Here is a 12634-nt window from a genome sequence, read left to right on the forward strand (position 1 = left end):
GCTACGAAAAATGCAGGGTCTGAAAGGTCTGAATGGTCTGAAATGCCGCGTCGGGCAGAGGGCTCGTCCTGACGTAACGGCACCGAAGGTTGGCTGGTGGGCGGCATGACAATGACGGCTTGCGACCCGTTGCGGACCTCAGCACCAGAGCCCGCGATAGCAGCAGACGATCAACGCATCAGGTCCATCGACGGTTGATAATCTCGCCAACATGTCCCGAGCGTCAGTTCCATTTCATCTGCCCACGCATGCCAAGGCCCGGCGTAGGCTGAGATTTGAAAGTCCTTGCCGGTACCAACCGCTGGCCCCCAGAACACATATGGTCCCCCTCCGTCCGCAGCGGGGGGCGGATGAATGCCAACCGCCCGGCCTCGCTCCCGCGTGGCGTCATCCAGCGGCAGAACAAGGGTCGGCATCTCTAGCAGATTGGCATTGCGAAGCCTCGTGATGAGGTCTTTGCAAGCCCTGCTGTCGGCCCACTGGATGTATTCCTGCCCGTCGTAGGAATCGAGTGCTCGGCGAACGAAAACCACTGCCTCGGCCTCAGGACCGGCGCGCTGCATGAGATAGCTTTCGGAGATCAATCGCCCGTTGATTTCACGAGAGTAGGCTATCAGCAGGCTGCCGCCGGGCGAGTGCTCGTGGCTTGCAGCCATTCCGTAGCGCGGTGGGCTGACCGGAACCTGAGCTAAAGCCAAACTCGGGACCAGCATTGCAACAAAGAGCAAAACCAATTTACGCATGGTCTATGGTTGCATACCGAGACCTCAAATCCCACTCGTGACCACGATCCAGCACCTCCGCTATTAGGCGCGGTGCCATTGACCGATTCCGACCAATAGCGGTCATCCGGTGCCACGCGTAGGATTGAGAGATGCTGCTTCCCTCAGACGGTGATGATGCCATTCTCGCTGCGTCATCAGGCCGTGGACATCGCTGCATTGGCGCATCCGCCCTTCTCGCGTTCAGCGATCAGTTGAACGCTCACGGAGCATGGATCGACATCGTAGAAACATTTGAAGTCGCCGAAGGTTGGGAAATACCTCGGATTGATCTCAGCATCTATGGTGATCACGGCTCCTATGACCTGCCTGCCGCAGATCGGAAGGCTCTTGCGGCTCGCCGCCTGTCCGAAATGATGGCTACCGTGGCGAAAGAAGTATCAGCGCTAGGCTTTGACGTCTGGCTTGATCGAGACGACTGAACTTCTGCTTCCCACCCATAACCGCCAGTCCGCTTTCGACCCGTTGCGGACATTGGCTGCTTGGTCGAAGGTCGCCCCATGGATGACTTTGTAGCCGTTCCGTCCCGCAAGAAGATTGTGCCGCTCATTCTCGGCTGTGCGGGCTTCGTGGGTCTTGGACTATGGATGACCGGTGCATTTGGCCCCCCTCCGGCATCAGACCGTTACTGGTCTGACCTCATCCTGATGATCGGATGGTCTTCAGTCGTTTTCTTCGGCCTTTGTGGTGTCCTTTGGAGCTTACGGTTGTTCGACAGCCGGGAGCGGCTGCGGATTGGGGCCGACGGCATTCGCTCGAAGTCTTGGTCGGACCAGACCATTCCCTGGGAAGAGATAGTCGATATCACCACCTGGGCTTCCAGGGGACAGAATGTGATCGTTTTGCATCTTCGGGATCCAGCACAGTTCCCCGGACGTGGTTTGGCGGCCATGCTTGCAGACGCCAATCGCAGTCTCACGGGTGGCGACATCTCAATATCGCTCACCGGAACTGACCGCACGTTTGCAGAGGCGGTCCTCGCTCTTGAGCAGTTCCACTCCAGAACAGCCTTGGTCGGTTCAGCGAACGCTGATCCGGACGTTCGCTATCCCCCCATAGCAGACGTTTGAGGCGTCCGCTTGGGAGGCGAGCGCGCCCACCCGCTCCTGACCGGCGGCTTCGTCCGTTCGATCTGACGTCCGGCGGAGAGTCTAGACTCAAAAACAGAGTCCGAAGAGTCCGAAGAGTCCGGACTGAAAAACAGAGTCCGAAGAGTCCGAGGAGTCCGGACAGTTTTTGCCATGTGGGCGATATGGCGATGTCAAAGACCGGTGCGAGACGATCCTGACACCGTCTGGACCCTGGGCGCGTTCGAGGGCCTCGAATCCGGTGCGATCCCTTGTGCGGCAAGGGATCGGGCGGTCGAGTTATGCAACTTCGGCCGTCGAGAGCAGCCGTCCGACCACCTTGATGGCGTCCAGCATGGTGGGGTCACAGGTCACGGCCTTCCTCGCCGCCGCCCGCGTCAACACCTTCGGGCGCATGACCCAGTCCACCTGTCAGACCGAAAGAGGACGCGCGGCATCGGCCTGCGCCGGACTGGACCACCCAAAGCCTTGCGGCGCTTGACCTTTGGGGTGACATGAGCAACTAGGCGACGCCGATGGCGTGCGTTTCGACCGCACCATCGATCGACGAATCAGGGATAGATACCGGCTTCCACCAAGGCTGAGACCACCGAGAGAGGGAGGCCCCCGCGTGAGCGACCAGACCACTCTCGACCCTGACGTCATCATCGAGGACCACGAGGCGCTGGACGAGGACTATGTCCTGACGGCCGCCTTCGTCGAAAAGGTCGTCGACGCCGCCGACGACGGCCAGGGCATGCGGCTGCGGTCGCTGCTGGAGGACCTGCACCCCGCCGACGTCGCCGACCTGATGGGCTTCCTGACGGCCGAGCACCGGGCCGTGGTTGTGCTGTGGCTGCCGCCCGAGCTGCTGGCCGAGACCCTGCCGGAGCTGGACGACAACATCCGCGAGGAGGTGCTGGAACGCGTTCCCAACGCCACCCTGGCCGAGGCGCTTCAGGAACTGGATTCCGACGACGCCGCCGCCGTCGTCGAGGATCTGGAGGACGACCAGCGCGAGAAGGTCCTGTCGGCCATGCCGGCCGGCGACCGGGCCGCGATCGAGAACTCGCTGGGCTATGCGGAGGACTCGGCCGGTCGCCTGATGCAGCGCGAGGTGATGGCCGCGCCCGCCTTCTGGAACGTCGGCGACACCATCGACCATATCCGGCGCCAGGGCGACGACCTGCCCGAGCTGTTCTTCGACATCTATGTGGTCGATCCGCTGAACCGGCCGGTCGGGGGCCTGCCCATCAGCCGCCTGCTGCGCAGCGCGCGCAGCGTCGCCCTGACCGAGATCATGGAGCCGATCAACGACATCGCCGTCGATCAGGACCAGGAGGAGGTCGCCTATATCTTCGAGAAATACCACCTGATCTCGGCGCCGGTCATCGATTCCGCCGGGCGGCTGGTCGGCCAGATCACCGTCGATGACATCGTCAACATCATCCAGGAAGAGAACCGCGAGGACATCCTGCGACTGGCCGGGGTGCGCGACGAGGACCGGGGCTCGTCGGTCACCGAGATCGTGCGCGGTCGGGTGCCATGGCTGGCGATCAACCTGTTCACCGCCGTGATCGGGGCCAGCGTCATCGGCTGGTTCGAGGGCACCATCCAGCAGATCGTCGCCCTGGCCATCCTGATGCCGATCGTCTCGGCCATCGGCGGCAATGCGGGTACCCAGGCCCTGACCGTGACGGTCCGCGCCCTGGCCACACGCGAACTGAACAGCTCCAACGCCCCCCGGACATTCATGCGCGAGCTGGTGGTCGGCGTTGCCAACGGCCTGATCCTGGCCCCTCTGATCGGGGTGGCGACGGCGATCTGGTTCCGGGACGAGAACTGGAAGATCGGCCTGGTCATCGGGGCGGCCATGGTGCTGAACCTGATCGTCGCCGCCACCGTCGGGGTGCTGACGCCGATCACCTTGTCCAAGCTCAAGTTCGACCCCGCCGTGTCGTCGGCGGTGTTCGTCACGGCGACGACGGACTTCTTCGGATTCCTGATCTTCCTGGGGCTGGCGACGATCGTCCTGATCTGAGGTCGGCCGGCCGCCGATGGAATTCGGTTTGCGAACATCGGTGCCTGCGCATAGTGGCGGCGCGGCCCTTGCTGGTTCCCTCCCCGGGCGAGCGCGTCCGTCTCGATTTGGGTCAATCCAGTGTCCGAACCCGTCATGCAGCGACTGAAGATTTCCCGCGAGGGGATCATCCTGATCAAGAGTTTCGAGGGCTTCCGGCCTCACGCCGTGCGCCGCGACGACGGCCGCTGGGTCATCGGATACGGCCATACCCTGTCGGCGCGTGAAGGTGGGGTGGTGTCGGAAGGCGATGCCGAGCTGCTGTTGCAATACGATCTGCTGCCCGTCGCCGCCGCCCTGAACGGCGTTCCCGCCTCGCTGAACCAGCACCAGTTCGACGCCCTGGCCAGCTTCGTCCATTCGATCGGCCTGGACCGGTTCCAGGGCTCGGACGTGCTGTCGCGCCTGACCGACGGAGCCCAGGGCGAGGCCGCCGACGCCATCATCGGCTGGGCCGACCCGTCGCCGGCCGATGCGGGGATGCGTCGCCGCGCCGCCGAACGCGCGCTCTTCGTCGCCGACCCGGACCGGCCGGTCGCCCTGGCCGAACTGCTGTCAGCGCCGCTGCCGCCACCGCTCGTCAGCGTGCCCCAGATCAACGCCTCGGAGGCCACCCCCGGGGCCGGTACCGAGACCGGCCCCGATACGGTGTCCACAGCGGAAGACCCGATCCCGGCACCAGCGTCGCCCGGGCCTGAAATCGAGACCGGACCTTCGGAGGCGGCACCGCTCGATCTGTCCGCAACCGACGATCGTCCGGGTGGTGTCGAGACCTCGCCCGGCGAAGTCGACGTTTCAGCTGCCGTGCTCGAAACGCCGACCGCCATCGTCGGCGACGAAATTGCTGCCGATCCGACCCCGACGCTGGACGCCGGTGAGGGACCGCCCGATGACGTCACCGACGACGCCTCGCCCCTGGAAACCGGGCTCATCGCGATCGATCTGGCCGAGCCGCATCATCCCAGCGTGTTCGATCCGACGGCCCAGGCCTCCGACGATTTCCTGGCCGGGGCCGACACCGAGACCGAAGTCTCGCCTACCAGCCTGTCGCCGACCGGGACCGTTCCGGGAAGCCAGCGCTATTCGGCCTATGCCGGCGACATCGTCGGCCCCCTGCCCGGTCTCACCGCCCCCGTGCCGGGCCTTGAGCTGATCAAACCCGTTCCGATCGAACCGGCCCCGGGCGAAACCGAACTGGCCGACACCGATGGGGCCGCAGAGCCCGCGCCCATCGAGATTCCGACCTTCCAGCCCTCGATCGCGGCCGCCGCGCCTCAGCCGTCGGAAGACCTGCTGGTCCTGACTCCGCTCGACGAGAGTGCGATGGTGACGACGCCGCGCCTCGTCTGGCCGCACGACGAACCGACATCGAGCGACACCCCGCTGTTCGAGGACGACGGTGCCTTGCGGCTCGGCGCGCACCAGATGATCCGGCACGAGATGATCGGCGATGCGCCCCTGAAGCTCGAGTGGCGCGAGACCGGCCTTTACCTGGTCATGGGCGCCTTCGGCCTGCTGTCCTTCGGCATGTCGATGGCGGCGTTCCGCAAGGCGTCACAGGCGGATTCGGGCTCGAGCGACATCACCATCATCGCCTGGGTTCTGGCCGTCATCGGCGCAGCCTGCGTCGGGGTGTCCGCCTATAATCTGTATCGCCGCCTGGGCCGGGCCGACGACTGAAGCCACGCTTGCGATCCTTTTGCAATTTCCCGCACCGATCACGATTGGACGGGTGGCGCGCGGACGCCGCCGATCCTAAATGACGGCACGGGCCGGTTGGGTCCCGCTCCTGACCGTCGTATGCCTTCGCCTCGCGCCCCTTCCACCTCCCGAACCTTTTCCCAGGTGCTCGAAGACCTCGGCGCCGGCGATAACCCGTCGCTGACGCTGGACGAGGTGGTCGAGGCCTTCGGCGACCGGGGGATCGGTGCCCTGATCCTGGTCCTGGCGCTGATGGCGCTGCTGCCGTGGCCCCCCGGGGGCAAGGCGGTGTTCGCGGCCCCGATCATCCTGCTGGCGCTGGAACTGGCCTTTCAGCGCAACGAGGTCTGGTTGCCGCGCTGGCTGCTCAAGGCCTCGGTGAGCCGCGCGGCCTATATCAAGCTGCTGACCACCCCCTTCGCGGCCCCCGCCTGGCTGAGGCGATGGGTTCTGACACGCGAGTTCCGGATCGGTCTGGGCGACACACAGGCGCGCTATCACTTTGCACGCTGGGTGCGGCGACTGGTCCGCAGGCACCCGCGCGGGATGACGGTGATCCGCGCCCTGAGATCAGCCGAGAACCTGACCCGGCCGCGCCTGCCGCTGTTGAACGGGCCGGTCGCCGAGGTGCTGATGGGGACCGCCTGCGTCCTGCTGGCGATGATGATGGCCCTGCCGGTGCCGCTGGGGGACGCCCTGCCCGGTCTGGCGATCGTCTTCTTCGCCCTGGGGGTGATGCAGAAGGACGGGGTCGCGGTGCTGATGGGCGTGGCCGGGACCGTGCTCAGCGCCGGCTATCTTTTTCTGGTGTGGGCGACGGTGTCTGAGATCGTTCACCGTCTGGCCGGTTGGGCCGTGGGGCTGTTCAACTAGGCCTATTCAGTGCGGAGCGACGTCCGCAGGCGGCGTCGTCAGCCACGGAGCGAGCCGGAACCTGCGCGGCGGTGCCCCGACGGTCTTCAGGCGGATGAACTGCCGGGCGAAGGCGACGACACCCTGGATCGTCTGTTCATCGAACGGCTTGGACACGGCGCCCAGGGCCCCGGCGAAACCCTCCGGGATCTGTTCGGGGTTGGCGGTCAGGAAGACCACGGCGGATCCGTATTCCTCGACCAGCCGCTTGGCGATCTGGGGGCCGGTCAGCCCGTCCAGCAGATTGACATCGACCAGAGCCAAATCCGGCCGCTCGCGGTCGGCGACGGCAAAGGCCCCGGCACGATCCATGGCGCATCCCACGACATCGCATCCGGCGTCGGTGAGCACCATCTCCAGCTCCATCGCGAGGATGGCCTGGTCTTCAACGATCATGACCCGCAGGTCGGCTGTACCAGCCAATATTCGCCCCAGTCCAGAAACCCCGGCATACAGCCCCGAAAGCCGGTTAACATTACTCTGTCGGTTACCGAACACTTGAAACGCGCGCTTGGCGATTTGGTTCTCGCCACGCTATGAAATGCGCCGATTTCCCGAACTCCTGGAGAGGTGCATGGCCGCAGAAGCGGAAACTCGTATCGCCGAACTCCAGCGAAGAATGCTGGGCGGCTATCAATTGCTCCAGGCCCTGGTCGGGATTCGCTTGCGCAGCGTCGAGGATCCCGAGAGCCGCCGTCATCTGACCTGGCTCAGCGACGTGACCGCCGCCCTGACCCTGCTCAACCGCAGAATCACCGAGGCCGGGCCGATCGATTTTTCCGGCTATCTGGAAGACGCCGTCGATTTCTGGAGGCGTACCGGCACCGCAGACGCGATCCGCATCGACGTGCGCGCCGCCTCGGCCGCGGTCCCGGAAAGCCACGCCCTGCCCATGGCGATCATCGCCCATGAACTGATCTCCAACGCCGTGCGTCACGCCTTTCCCGACAGCCGGCGGGGTTCGATCGCCGTGGCCTGTTCCCAGTCGGCCGACGGCGTCAGCCTGGTCGTGCGGGATTCGGGCGTCGGGGTGGTGGAGATGGTCCATGGCGACGGGCTCGCGCTGGTCATGGGCCTGGTCCAGCATCTGGGCGGGGTGATGACGGTCGAGACGGCACCCGAGGCCGGGGTCGGCGTCCGCATCCGGCTGCCGCTGGGGCCCCAGCAACGCCACTGACGATCCGTGGAAACTGCGACCCGGGCTCTGGCAGCCCCGACGACGTCGCTTTAGGAAAATGGTCGGAGTGAGAGGATTCGAACCTCCGACCCCTGCGTCCCGAACGCAGTGCTCTACCAGACTGAGCCACACTCCGACTTGAGGCGCGGCTTATAGCGACGGGGTTTGACCCTCGCAAGCAGACTTCGCCCCGAGGCGAAAAATGTCCCGCGCTCAAGCAGGCCGAAGGCAAGTAGCGCAAGGCAAAAAGTGCTGTTGCATCCCCCGCCCCCTTGGCGTATTCGACCGCCTCCCGCGAGCCGAGGCCCGCGGGACGCCGGACCTGCTGGGGAATGGTGTAATGGTAACACTCCGGTTTTTGGTACCGTCATTCAAGGTTCGAGTCCTTGTTCCCCAGCCATCCGCCTTCCTGACAGTCAGGCGTCGTCCGCTGCCGAGGCCACACTGGCCAGGTGTGCGCCGACCGCCTCGATCGTCCTTTCGCCCAGAGCCCGCCGCCGCGCCAGAAGCTCGGGCGAGCCCGCGTCATAGTCGGTCATGAGCCGCTGAACGAAGGCACCCGAACGGACTTCCGAAAGCACCTCGTCCATGGCGGCGCGTGACGGTTCGCCGATGATGCGCGGGCCCGTCAGATAGGCCCCGTATTCGGCGGTGTTGGAGATCTTGGTGAAGGCCCCGGCGATGCCGCGCTCGTACATCAGGTCGGTGACCAGCTTGACCTCATAGAAGCACTCGAACCAGGCGACCTCGGGCGGATAGCCGGCGTGGACCAGCTTCATGAAGGCCGCGTCGATCAGTTCGCCCACCCCCCCGCACAGCACGACCTGTTCGCCGAACAGGTCGCTTTCGCATTCGGCGGCGAAGGTGGTCTCCAGAATGCCCTTCCTCCCGCACCCCAGCGCCGCCGCATAGGACAGGCCGAGCGCATGGGCCCCGCCGCTCGCATCCTGATGCACGCCGAACAGGCAGAAGACCCCCTCCCCGGCCTCGTACAGGTCGCGGATGCGCGGGCCGATGCCCTTTGGCGAATCCAGGATGACGTCGAGGTCGGCGCGCGGCGTGACCAGACCGAACCGAACCGACAGGCCGTGGGCAAAGATCAGGGCTGCGCCGGGCCTCAGGTTCGGCTCCAGCTCGTCGCGATACAGGTCGCGGTGGGCCTCGTCGGAGACCATGACGGCGACGACGTCGGCCCCGGCCGCCGCCTCACCCGCCGTCATGACGGGAAACCCGTCGGCCTGCGCTTTCGCCCGGGTCGCCGAGCCCGGCTTCAGGCCGACGACGATGTCGGTGACGCCGGAATCCCGCAGGTTCAGGGCGTGGGTCCGACCCTGGCTGCCGTATCCGATGACGGCGACACGCCTTCCCCGGATGATCGACAGGTCGCAGTCGCGGTCATGGAAGACGGGCAGCGGATTGGGTAGAGTCTCGGTCATGACCGTCCTCATAACGCCTTCCTCCGTCGTCGCCTTCTGGAAAGAGGCTGGCCCGAGAAAGTGGTACGCCAAGGACGAGGCGTTCGACCGGGAGTTCCGCGACGCCGGCCGGGCCCTGCACTGGGCCGCCGCGCGGCGCGAGCTGGACGACTGGATAGAGACGGCTGAGGGGGCCCTGGCCCTGATGATCCTGCTGGATCAGTATCCCCGGAACAGCTTTCGCGGCACGGCGCACCAGTTCGCCACGGACGGTCTGGGCCTGATGTTCGCCCGACAGGCCTGGGATCGCGGCTGGCCGCAGACCTTCGATCCGGACGTGCGACAGTTCTTCGTGACCCCATTCGAGCATTCCGAAGACCTGGCCGATCAGGACACCGCCGTGGCCCTGTCCGTTGACATGCCCGAGGTGCTGAAGTTCGCTCATATGCACCGCGACATCATCGTCCGGTTTGGCCGCTTCCCGCACCGGAACCGCGCCCTCGGGCGGGAGACGACAGCGGAGGAGCAGGCGTTTCTGGATGGGGGCGGTTTCGGGGGGTGATCGCACACCGACGCCTTCGCAGAAGCAAGGCCCGGACGGTTGCTGTGGGCAACCGAATCGGTCGCGTGCCAAGTCGCCGAATCACGGGCATCCTGCGCTCATGACTGTCGCCTTCGCCCCTGCCGACCTCTTGATTGAAGCCTCCCCGGCTGATCACCCGGAATGGCAGTATCTGAACCTGTTGCGCGACATCCTCGACAACGGGATCGAACGCGGCGACCGGACCGGGACCGGGACCCTGGGGGTGTTCGGGCGGCAGATGCGGTTCGATCTGTCGAAGGGCTTTCCCCTTCTGACCACCAAGAAGCTGCACCTGAAGTCGATCATCGTCGAGCTGCTGTGGTTCCTGCGCGGCGAGACGAATATCGGATGGCTGAAGGACAACGGCTGTTCGATCTGGGACGAATGGGCCGACGAGGCCGGCGAGCTGGGCCCCGTCTACGGCAAGCAGTGGCGGTCGTGGGCGGCCCCGAACGGCGAGAGCATCGACCAGATCGCCCGGCTGATCGAAGGGCTGAAGACCAATCCGAACGGCCGTCGCCACATCGTCTCGGCGTGGAATCCCGCCGACATTGAAGACATGGCCCTGCCGCCCTGCCACTGCCTGTTCCAGTTCTTCGTCGCCGACGGCAAGCTGAGCTGCCAGCTGTACCAGCGATCGGCCGACGTCTTCCTGGGCGTGCCGTTCAACATCGCATCCTATGCCCTGCTGACGATGATGATGGCGCAGGTCACGGGGCTGAAGCCCGGCGAGTTCGTCCACACCCTCGGCGACGCCCATCTGTATCTGAACCACATCGACCAGGCGAAGCTGCAACTGACCCGCGAACCCTTGCCCCTGCCGACCATGACAATCGCGGCGAGGCCCGACCTGTTCGCCTTCGAGGCCGCCGATTTCGTGCTGAGCGACTACGCGCCGTGGCCGCACATCAAGGCCGCGGTCGCGGTCTGAAGCGACAACGATGCATCTGAAATCGCTTACAGCGGACGTCGCCCGCATCTCCGACATCTATGCGGCCGAGCACGGCATCGATCGCGACAAGGCGGGCTCCGGCGACTGGGCCCTGCTGAAGCTGCAGGAGGAACTGGGCGAGCTGACGGCAGAGCATCTGCGGATGTCGGGACGTGCGCGGGGGGCGGCGGATGCCGACGCGCTGGGCAATGAGGCGGCGGATGTGCTGGGGATGCTGCTGATCTATTGCGACCGGGTCGGCATCGATCTGGAGGCCGCGATGGCGCGGAAGTGGCTTCGCTGGCTGGAGCCGGAAAACGTCGTTTCCTGATCTAGCTTGACCATAAGATCGGGCGCATCCTGACGAGCGAGTCCGCACGATCGCGGGCGACATGCCTCGGGAGGGCGTCATGGTGAAGAAGTTTTCGGCCGAGCTGGTCGGGACGATGGTTCTGGTGTTGTTCGGGTGCGGGGCGGCGGTGCTGGGGCCCGCGCCGTTCGATCAGCTGGCGGTGTCGCTGGCTTTCGGGTTCGCCATCGTAGCCATGGCCTACGGCATCGGGCCGGTGTCGGGATGCCACGTCAATCCGGCAGTCAGTTTCGCGGCCTTCATGGCCGGGCGAATGTCGGCCAGGGACATGATCGTCTACTGGGTCGCCCAGTTCATCGGCGCGCTGATCGGAGCCTTCGTCCTGTCGCTGATCGCCAAGACGGGGATGAGCAACCTGGGTCAGAACGGCTGGGGTCCGGGCTATCTGGGCGAATACGGGATGCACGCGGCGCTGATCTTCGAGGTCGTCATGACGGCGATCTTCGTCGTCGTGATCCTGGGCGTCACGGGCGAGAAGGCGCACGGGCCGTTCGCGGGCGTGGCCATCGGCATCACCCTGGCTGTCATCCACATCGTCGGCATCCAGGTGACCGGCGTCTCGGTCAATCCGGCGCGCAGCTTCGGCCCGGCCGTGCTGGCGGGCGGGACGGCGATCGGCCAGTTGTGGCTGTTCATCGTGGCACCGCTGGTCGGCGCGGCGATCGGCGGTTTGCTGTTCCGCTTGAAAGTGCTGGACCCGGACGCCTAAGCAGGAGGGGCGCAGCGGGTGACGCTGCGCCAGTCTACCGGAGTTGCCCCATGATCGTCCCCGCCATCGCCCTGGTCGTCGCGCGTGGGAGGAACGGCGTGATCGGCGCGGACGGCGACCTGCCGTGGCGGCTGCGGTCCGACCTGCAACGGTTCAAGGCCGTCACCCTGGGCAAGCCCTGCATCATGGGGCGATCGACCTGGGAAAGCCTGCCGCTCAAGCCCCTGCCCGGCCGGCTCAATCTCGTGCTGACGCGCGACCTCAGCTATCAGGAAAGCGGCAAGGCCAAGGGGGCCGTCGTCTGTTCCAGCCTGGACGAGGCCATCGACATCGCGCGCGAGACCGCCGTCGACGACGATGTGCACGAGGTCTGCGTGATCGGCGGGACCAAGGTGTTCGAGGCGGTCCTGCCCAAGGCAAAACGGCTGTACATCACCGAGGTGGACGCCTCACCCGAGGGCGACGCGTGGTTCCCGGCCTTTGATGAAAGCCGGTTTGAAGAGACCGAGAACGAGCGGCATGATGCGGGTGAAAAAGACGACCACGGCTTCACTTTCCGCGTTCTCGAAAGGATCTGACCATGCTGACTTCGACGACCAATGACATCGGCGGCTACCGGATCGTGCGCCACATCGGGGTGGTGCGCGGCATCACCGTGCGGTCGCGAAACGCGCTCAGCGACATGGTCGGCGGCCTGCAGTCCATGCTGGGCGGCCGGGTCGGCGCCTATGTGAAGCTGGCCGAGATGGCGCGGCAGGAAGCCTTCTCCGAACTGATCCGGCACGCCGAGGCCGAGGGCGCCAACGCGATCCTGGCCATGCGCTACGACGCCAACGAGATCATGCCCGGGATCACCGAGGTGCTGGCCTATGGCACGGCAGTCGTCGTCGAGCCGGCAACTTAGTCG

General features: G+C 65.5%; 15 protein-coding genes and 2 tRNA genes. 13 read left to right on the forward strand and 4 right to left on the reverse strand.

Annotated elements, in window-relative coordinates; genetic code table 11:
- Window positions 1-170 precede the first annotated feature (170 nt).
- Window positions 171-743: a hypothetical protein gene (locus tag JHC99_RS06210; protein WP_292152589.1), complete on the reverse strand. Its 573-nt coding sequence runs from the start codon at window positions 741-743 to the stop codon at window positions 171-173.
- Between the two features lie 131 nt (window positions 744-874).
- Here JHC99_RS06210 and JHC99_RS06215 point away from each other — a divergent pair, with 131 nt between their 5' ends.
- From JHC99_RS06215 to JHC99_RS06235, 5 genes are all read left to right on the forward strand, one after another.
- Entirely contained in the window at window positions 875-1204 is a 330-nt protein-coding gene (locus tag JHC99_RS06215; RefSeq protein WP_292152590.1) for a hypothetical protein, read from the forward strand.
- A 78-nt stretch (window positions 1205-1282) separates the two neighbouring features.
- On the forward strand, window positions 1283-1852 hold the full coding sequence (locus tag JHC99_RS06220) for an STM3941 family protein (protein ID WP_292152591.1): 570 nt from the start codon (window positions 1283-1285) through the stop codon (window positions 1850-1852).
- Window positions 1853-2480: 628 nt separating this feature from the next.
- On the forward strand, window positions 2481-3890 hold the full coding sequence (gene mgtE / locus JHC99_RS06225) for a magnesium transporter (protein WP_292152592.1): 1410 nt from the start codon (window positions 2481-2483) through the stop codon (window positions 3888-3890).
- Window positions 3891-4025: 135 nt separating this feature from the next.
- Window positions 4026-5609 (forward strand): lysozyme, encoded by a 1584-nt coding sequence (locus JHC99_RS06230; protein ID WP_292152593.1) that lies wholly within the window; start codon window positions 4026-4028, stop codon window positions 5607-5609.
- A 165-nt stretch (window positions 5610-5774) separates the two neighbouring features.
- Window positions 5775-6503 (forward strand): exopolysaccharide biosynthesis protein, encoded by a 729-nt coding sequence (locus JHC99_RS06235; RefSeq protein ID WP_292152594.1) that lies wholly within the window; start codon window positions 5775-5777, stop codon window positions 6501-6503.
- Window positions 6504-6509: 6 nt separating this feature from the next.
- On the opposite strand, the gene JHC99_RS06240 is transcribed toward JHC99_RS06235, so the two are convergent.
- Entirely contained in the window at window positions 6510-6965 is a 456-nt protein-coding gene (locus JHC99_RS06240; protein ID WP_292152595.1) for a response regulator, read from the reverse strand.
- A gap of 151 nt (window positions 6966-7116) precedes the next feature.
- Here JHC99_RS06240 and JHC99_RS06245 point away from each other — a divergent pair, with 151 nt between their 5' ends.
- Window positions 7117-7719 carry an ATP-binding protein gene (locus JHC99_RS06245; RefSeq protein WP_292152596.1) on the forward strand — a complete coding sequence of 201 codons (603 nt, stop codon included), beginning with the start codon at window positions 7117-7119 and terminating at the stop codon, window positions 7717-7719.
- Between the two features lie 59 nt (window positions 7720-7778).
- Here the strand turns inward: JHC99_RS06245 and JHC99_RS06250 are convergent.
- A tRNA-Pro gene (locus JHC99_RS06250) sits at window positions 7779-7855 on the reverse strand.
- Window positions 7856-8045: 190 nt separating this feature from the next.
- Between JHC99_RS06250 and JHC99_RS06255 the strand changes: the two genes are divergently transcribed.
- Window positions 8046-8119, forward strand: a tRNA-Gln gene (locus tag JHC99_RS06255).
- A 16-nt stretch (window positions 8120-8135) separates the two neighbouring features.
- On the opposite strand, the gene ilvC is transcribed toward JHC99_RS06255, so the two are convergent.
- Window positions 8136-9155 carry a ketol-acid reductoisomerase gene (gene ilvC / locus JHC99_RS06260; protein WP_292152597.1) on the reverse strand — a complete coding sequence of 340 codons (1020 nt, stop codon included), beginning with the start codon at window positions 9153-9155 and terminating at the stop codon, window positions 8136-8138.
- On the opposite strand from ilvC, the gene JHC99_RS06265 reads away from it, so the two are divergent.
- From JHC99_RS06265 to JHC99_RS06290, 6 genes are all read left to right on the forward strand, one after another.
- Window positions 9154-9696 (forward strand): DUF924 family protein, encoded by a 543-nt coding sequence (locus tag JHC99_RS06265; protein WP_292152598.1) that lies wholly within the window; start codon window positions 9154-9156, stop codon window positions 9694-9696. The genes ilvC and JHC99_RS06265 overlap by 2 nt on opposite strands.
- A gap of 100 nt (window positions 9697-9796) precedes the next feature.
- Window positions 9797-10648, forward strand: a complete 852-nt coding sequence (locus JHC99_RS06270; RefSeq protein ID WP_292152599.1) for a thymidylate synthase — start codon at window positions 9797-9799, stop codon at window positions 10646-10648.
- A gap of 10 nt (window positions 10649-10658) precedes the next feature.
- Window positions 10659-10979 (forward strand): phosphoribosyl-ATP pyrophosphohydrolase, encoded by a 321-nt coding sequence (locus JHC99_RS06275; RefSeq protein WP_292152600.1) that lies wholly within the window; start codon window positions 10659-10661, stop codon window positions 10977-10979.
- Window positions 10980-11058: 79 nt separating this feature from the next.
- The gene (locus JHC99_RS06280; protein ID WP_292152601.1) at window positions 11059-11727 is read left to right on the forward strand and encodes an aquaporin; all 669 of its coding nucleotides are present in this window, start codon (window positions 11059-11061) and stop codon (window positions 11725-11727) included.
- A gap of 50 nt (window positions 11728-11777) precedes the next feature.
- A complete protein-coding gene (locus tag JHC99_RS06285; protein WP_292152602.1) occupies window positions 11778-12305 on the forward strand; it encodes a dihydrofolate reductase in 528 nt (175 codons plus the stop codon).
- 2 nt (window positions 12306-12307) lie between these two features.
- Window positions 12308-12631, forward strand: a complete 324-nt coding sequence (locus tag JHC99_RS06290) for a YbjQ family protein (protein WP_292152603.1) — start codon at window positions 12308-12310, stop codon at window positions 12629-12631.
- Window positions 12632-12634: the final 3 nt, after the last annotated feature.

Source organism: Brevundimonas sp. (assembly GCF_016463485.1).
Lineage (GTDB): Bacteria > Pseudomonadota > Alphaproteobacteria > Caulobacterales > Caulobacteraceae > Brevundimonas.

Coding starts and splice junctions, on each gene's coding strand:
- JHC99_RS06210 (WP_292152589.1), bottom strand. CDS start 743: ATGCGTAAATTGGTTTTGCTCTTTGTTGCAATGCTGGTCCCGAGTTTG.
- JHC99_RS06215 (WP_292152590.1), top strand. CDS start 875: ATGCTGCTTCCCTCAGACGGTGATGATGCCATTCTCGCTGCGTCATCA.
- JHC99_RS06220 (WP_292152591.1), top strand. CDS start 1,283: ATGGATGACTTTGTAGCCGTTCCGTCCCGCAAGAAGATTGTGCCGCTC.
- JHC99_RS06230 (WP_292152593.1), top strand. CDS start 4,026: ATGCAGCGACTGAAGATTTCCCGCGAGGGGATCATCCTGATCAAGAGT.
- JHC99_RS06245 (WP_292152596.1), top strand. CDS start 7,117: ATGGCCGCAGAAGCGGAAACTCGTATCGCCGAACTCCAGCGAAGAATG.
- JHC99_RS06265 (WP_292152598.1), top strand. CDS start 9,154: ATGACCGTCCTCATAACGCCTTCCTCCGTCGTCGCCTTCTGGAAAGAG.
- ilvC (WP_292152597.1), bottom strand. CDS start 9,155: ATGACCGAGACTCTACCCAATCCGCTGCCCGTCTTCCATGACCGCGAC.
- JHC99_RS06270 (WP_292152599.1), top strand. CDS start 9,797: ATGACTGTCGCCTTCGCCCCTGCCGACCTCTTGATTGAAGCCTCCCCG.
- JHC99_RS06275 (WP_292152600.1), top strand. CDS start 10,659: ATGCATCTGAAATCGCTTACAGCGGACGTCGCCCGCATCTCCGACATC.
- JHC99_RS06280 (WP_292152601.1), top strand. CDS start 11,059: ATGGTGAAGAAGTTTTCGGCCGAGCTGGTCGGGACGATGGTTCTGGTG.
- JHC99_RS06285 (WP_292152602.1), top strand. CDS start 11,778: ATGATCGTCCCCGCCATCGCCCTGGTCGTCGCGCGTGGGAGGAACGGC.
- JHC99_RS06290 (WP_292152603.1), top strand. CDS start 12,308: ATGCTGACTTCGACGACCAATGACATCGGCGGCTACCGGATCGTGCGC.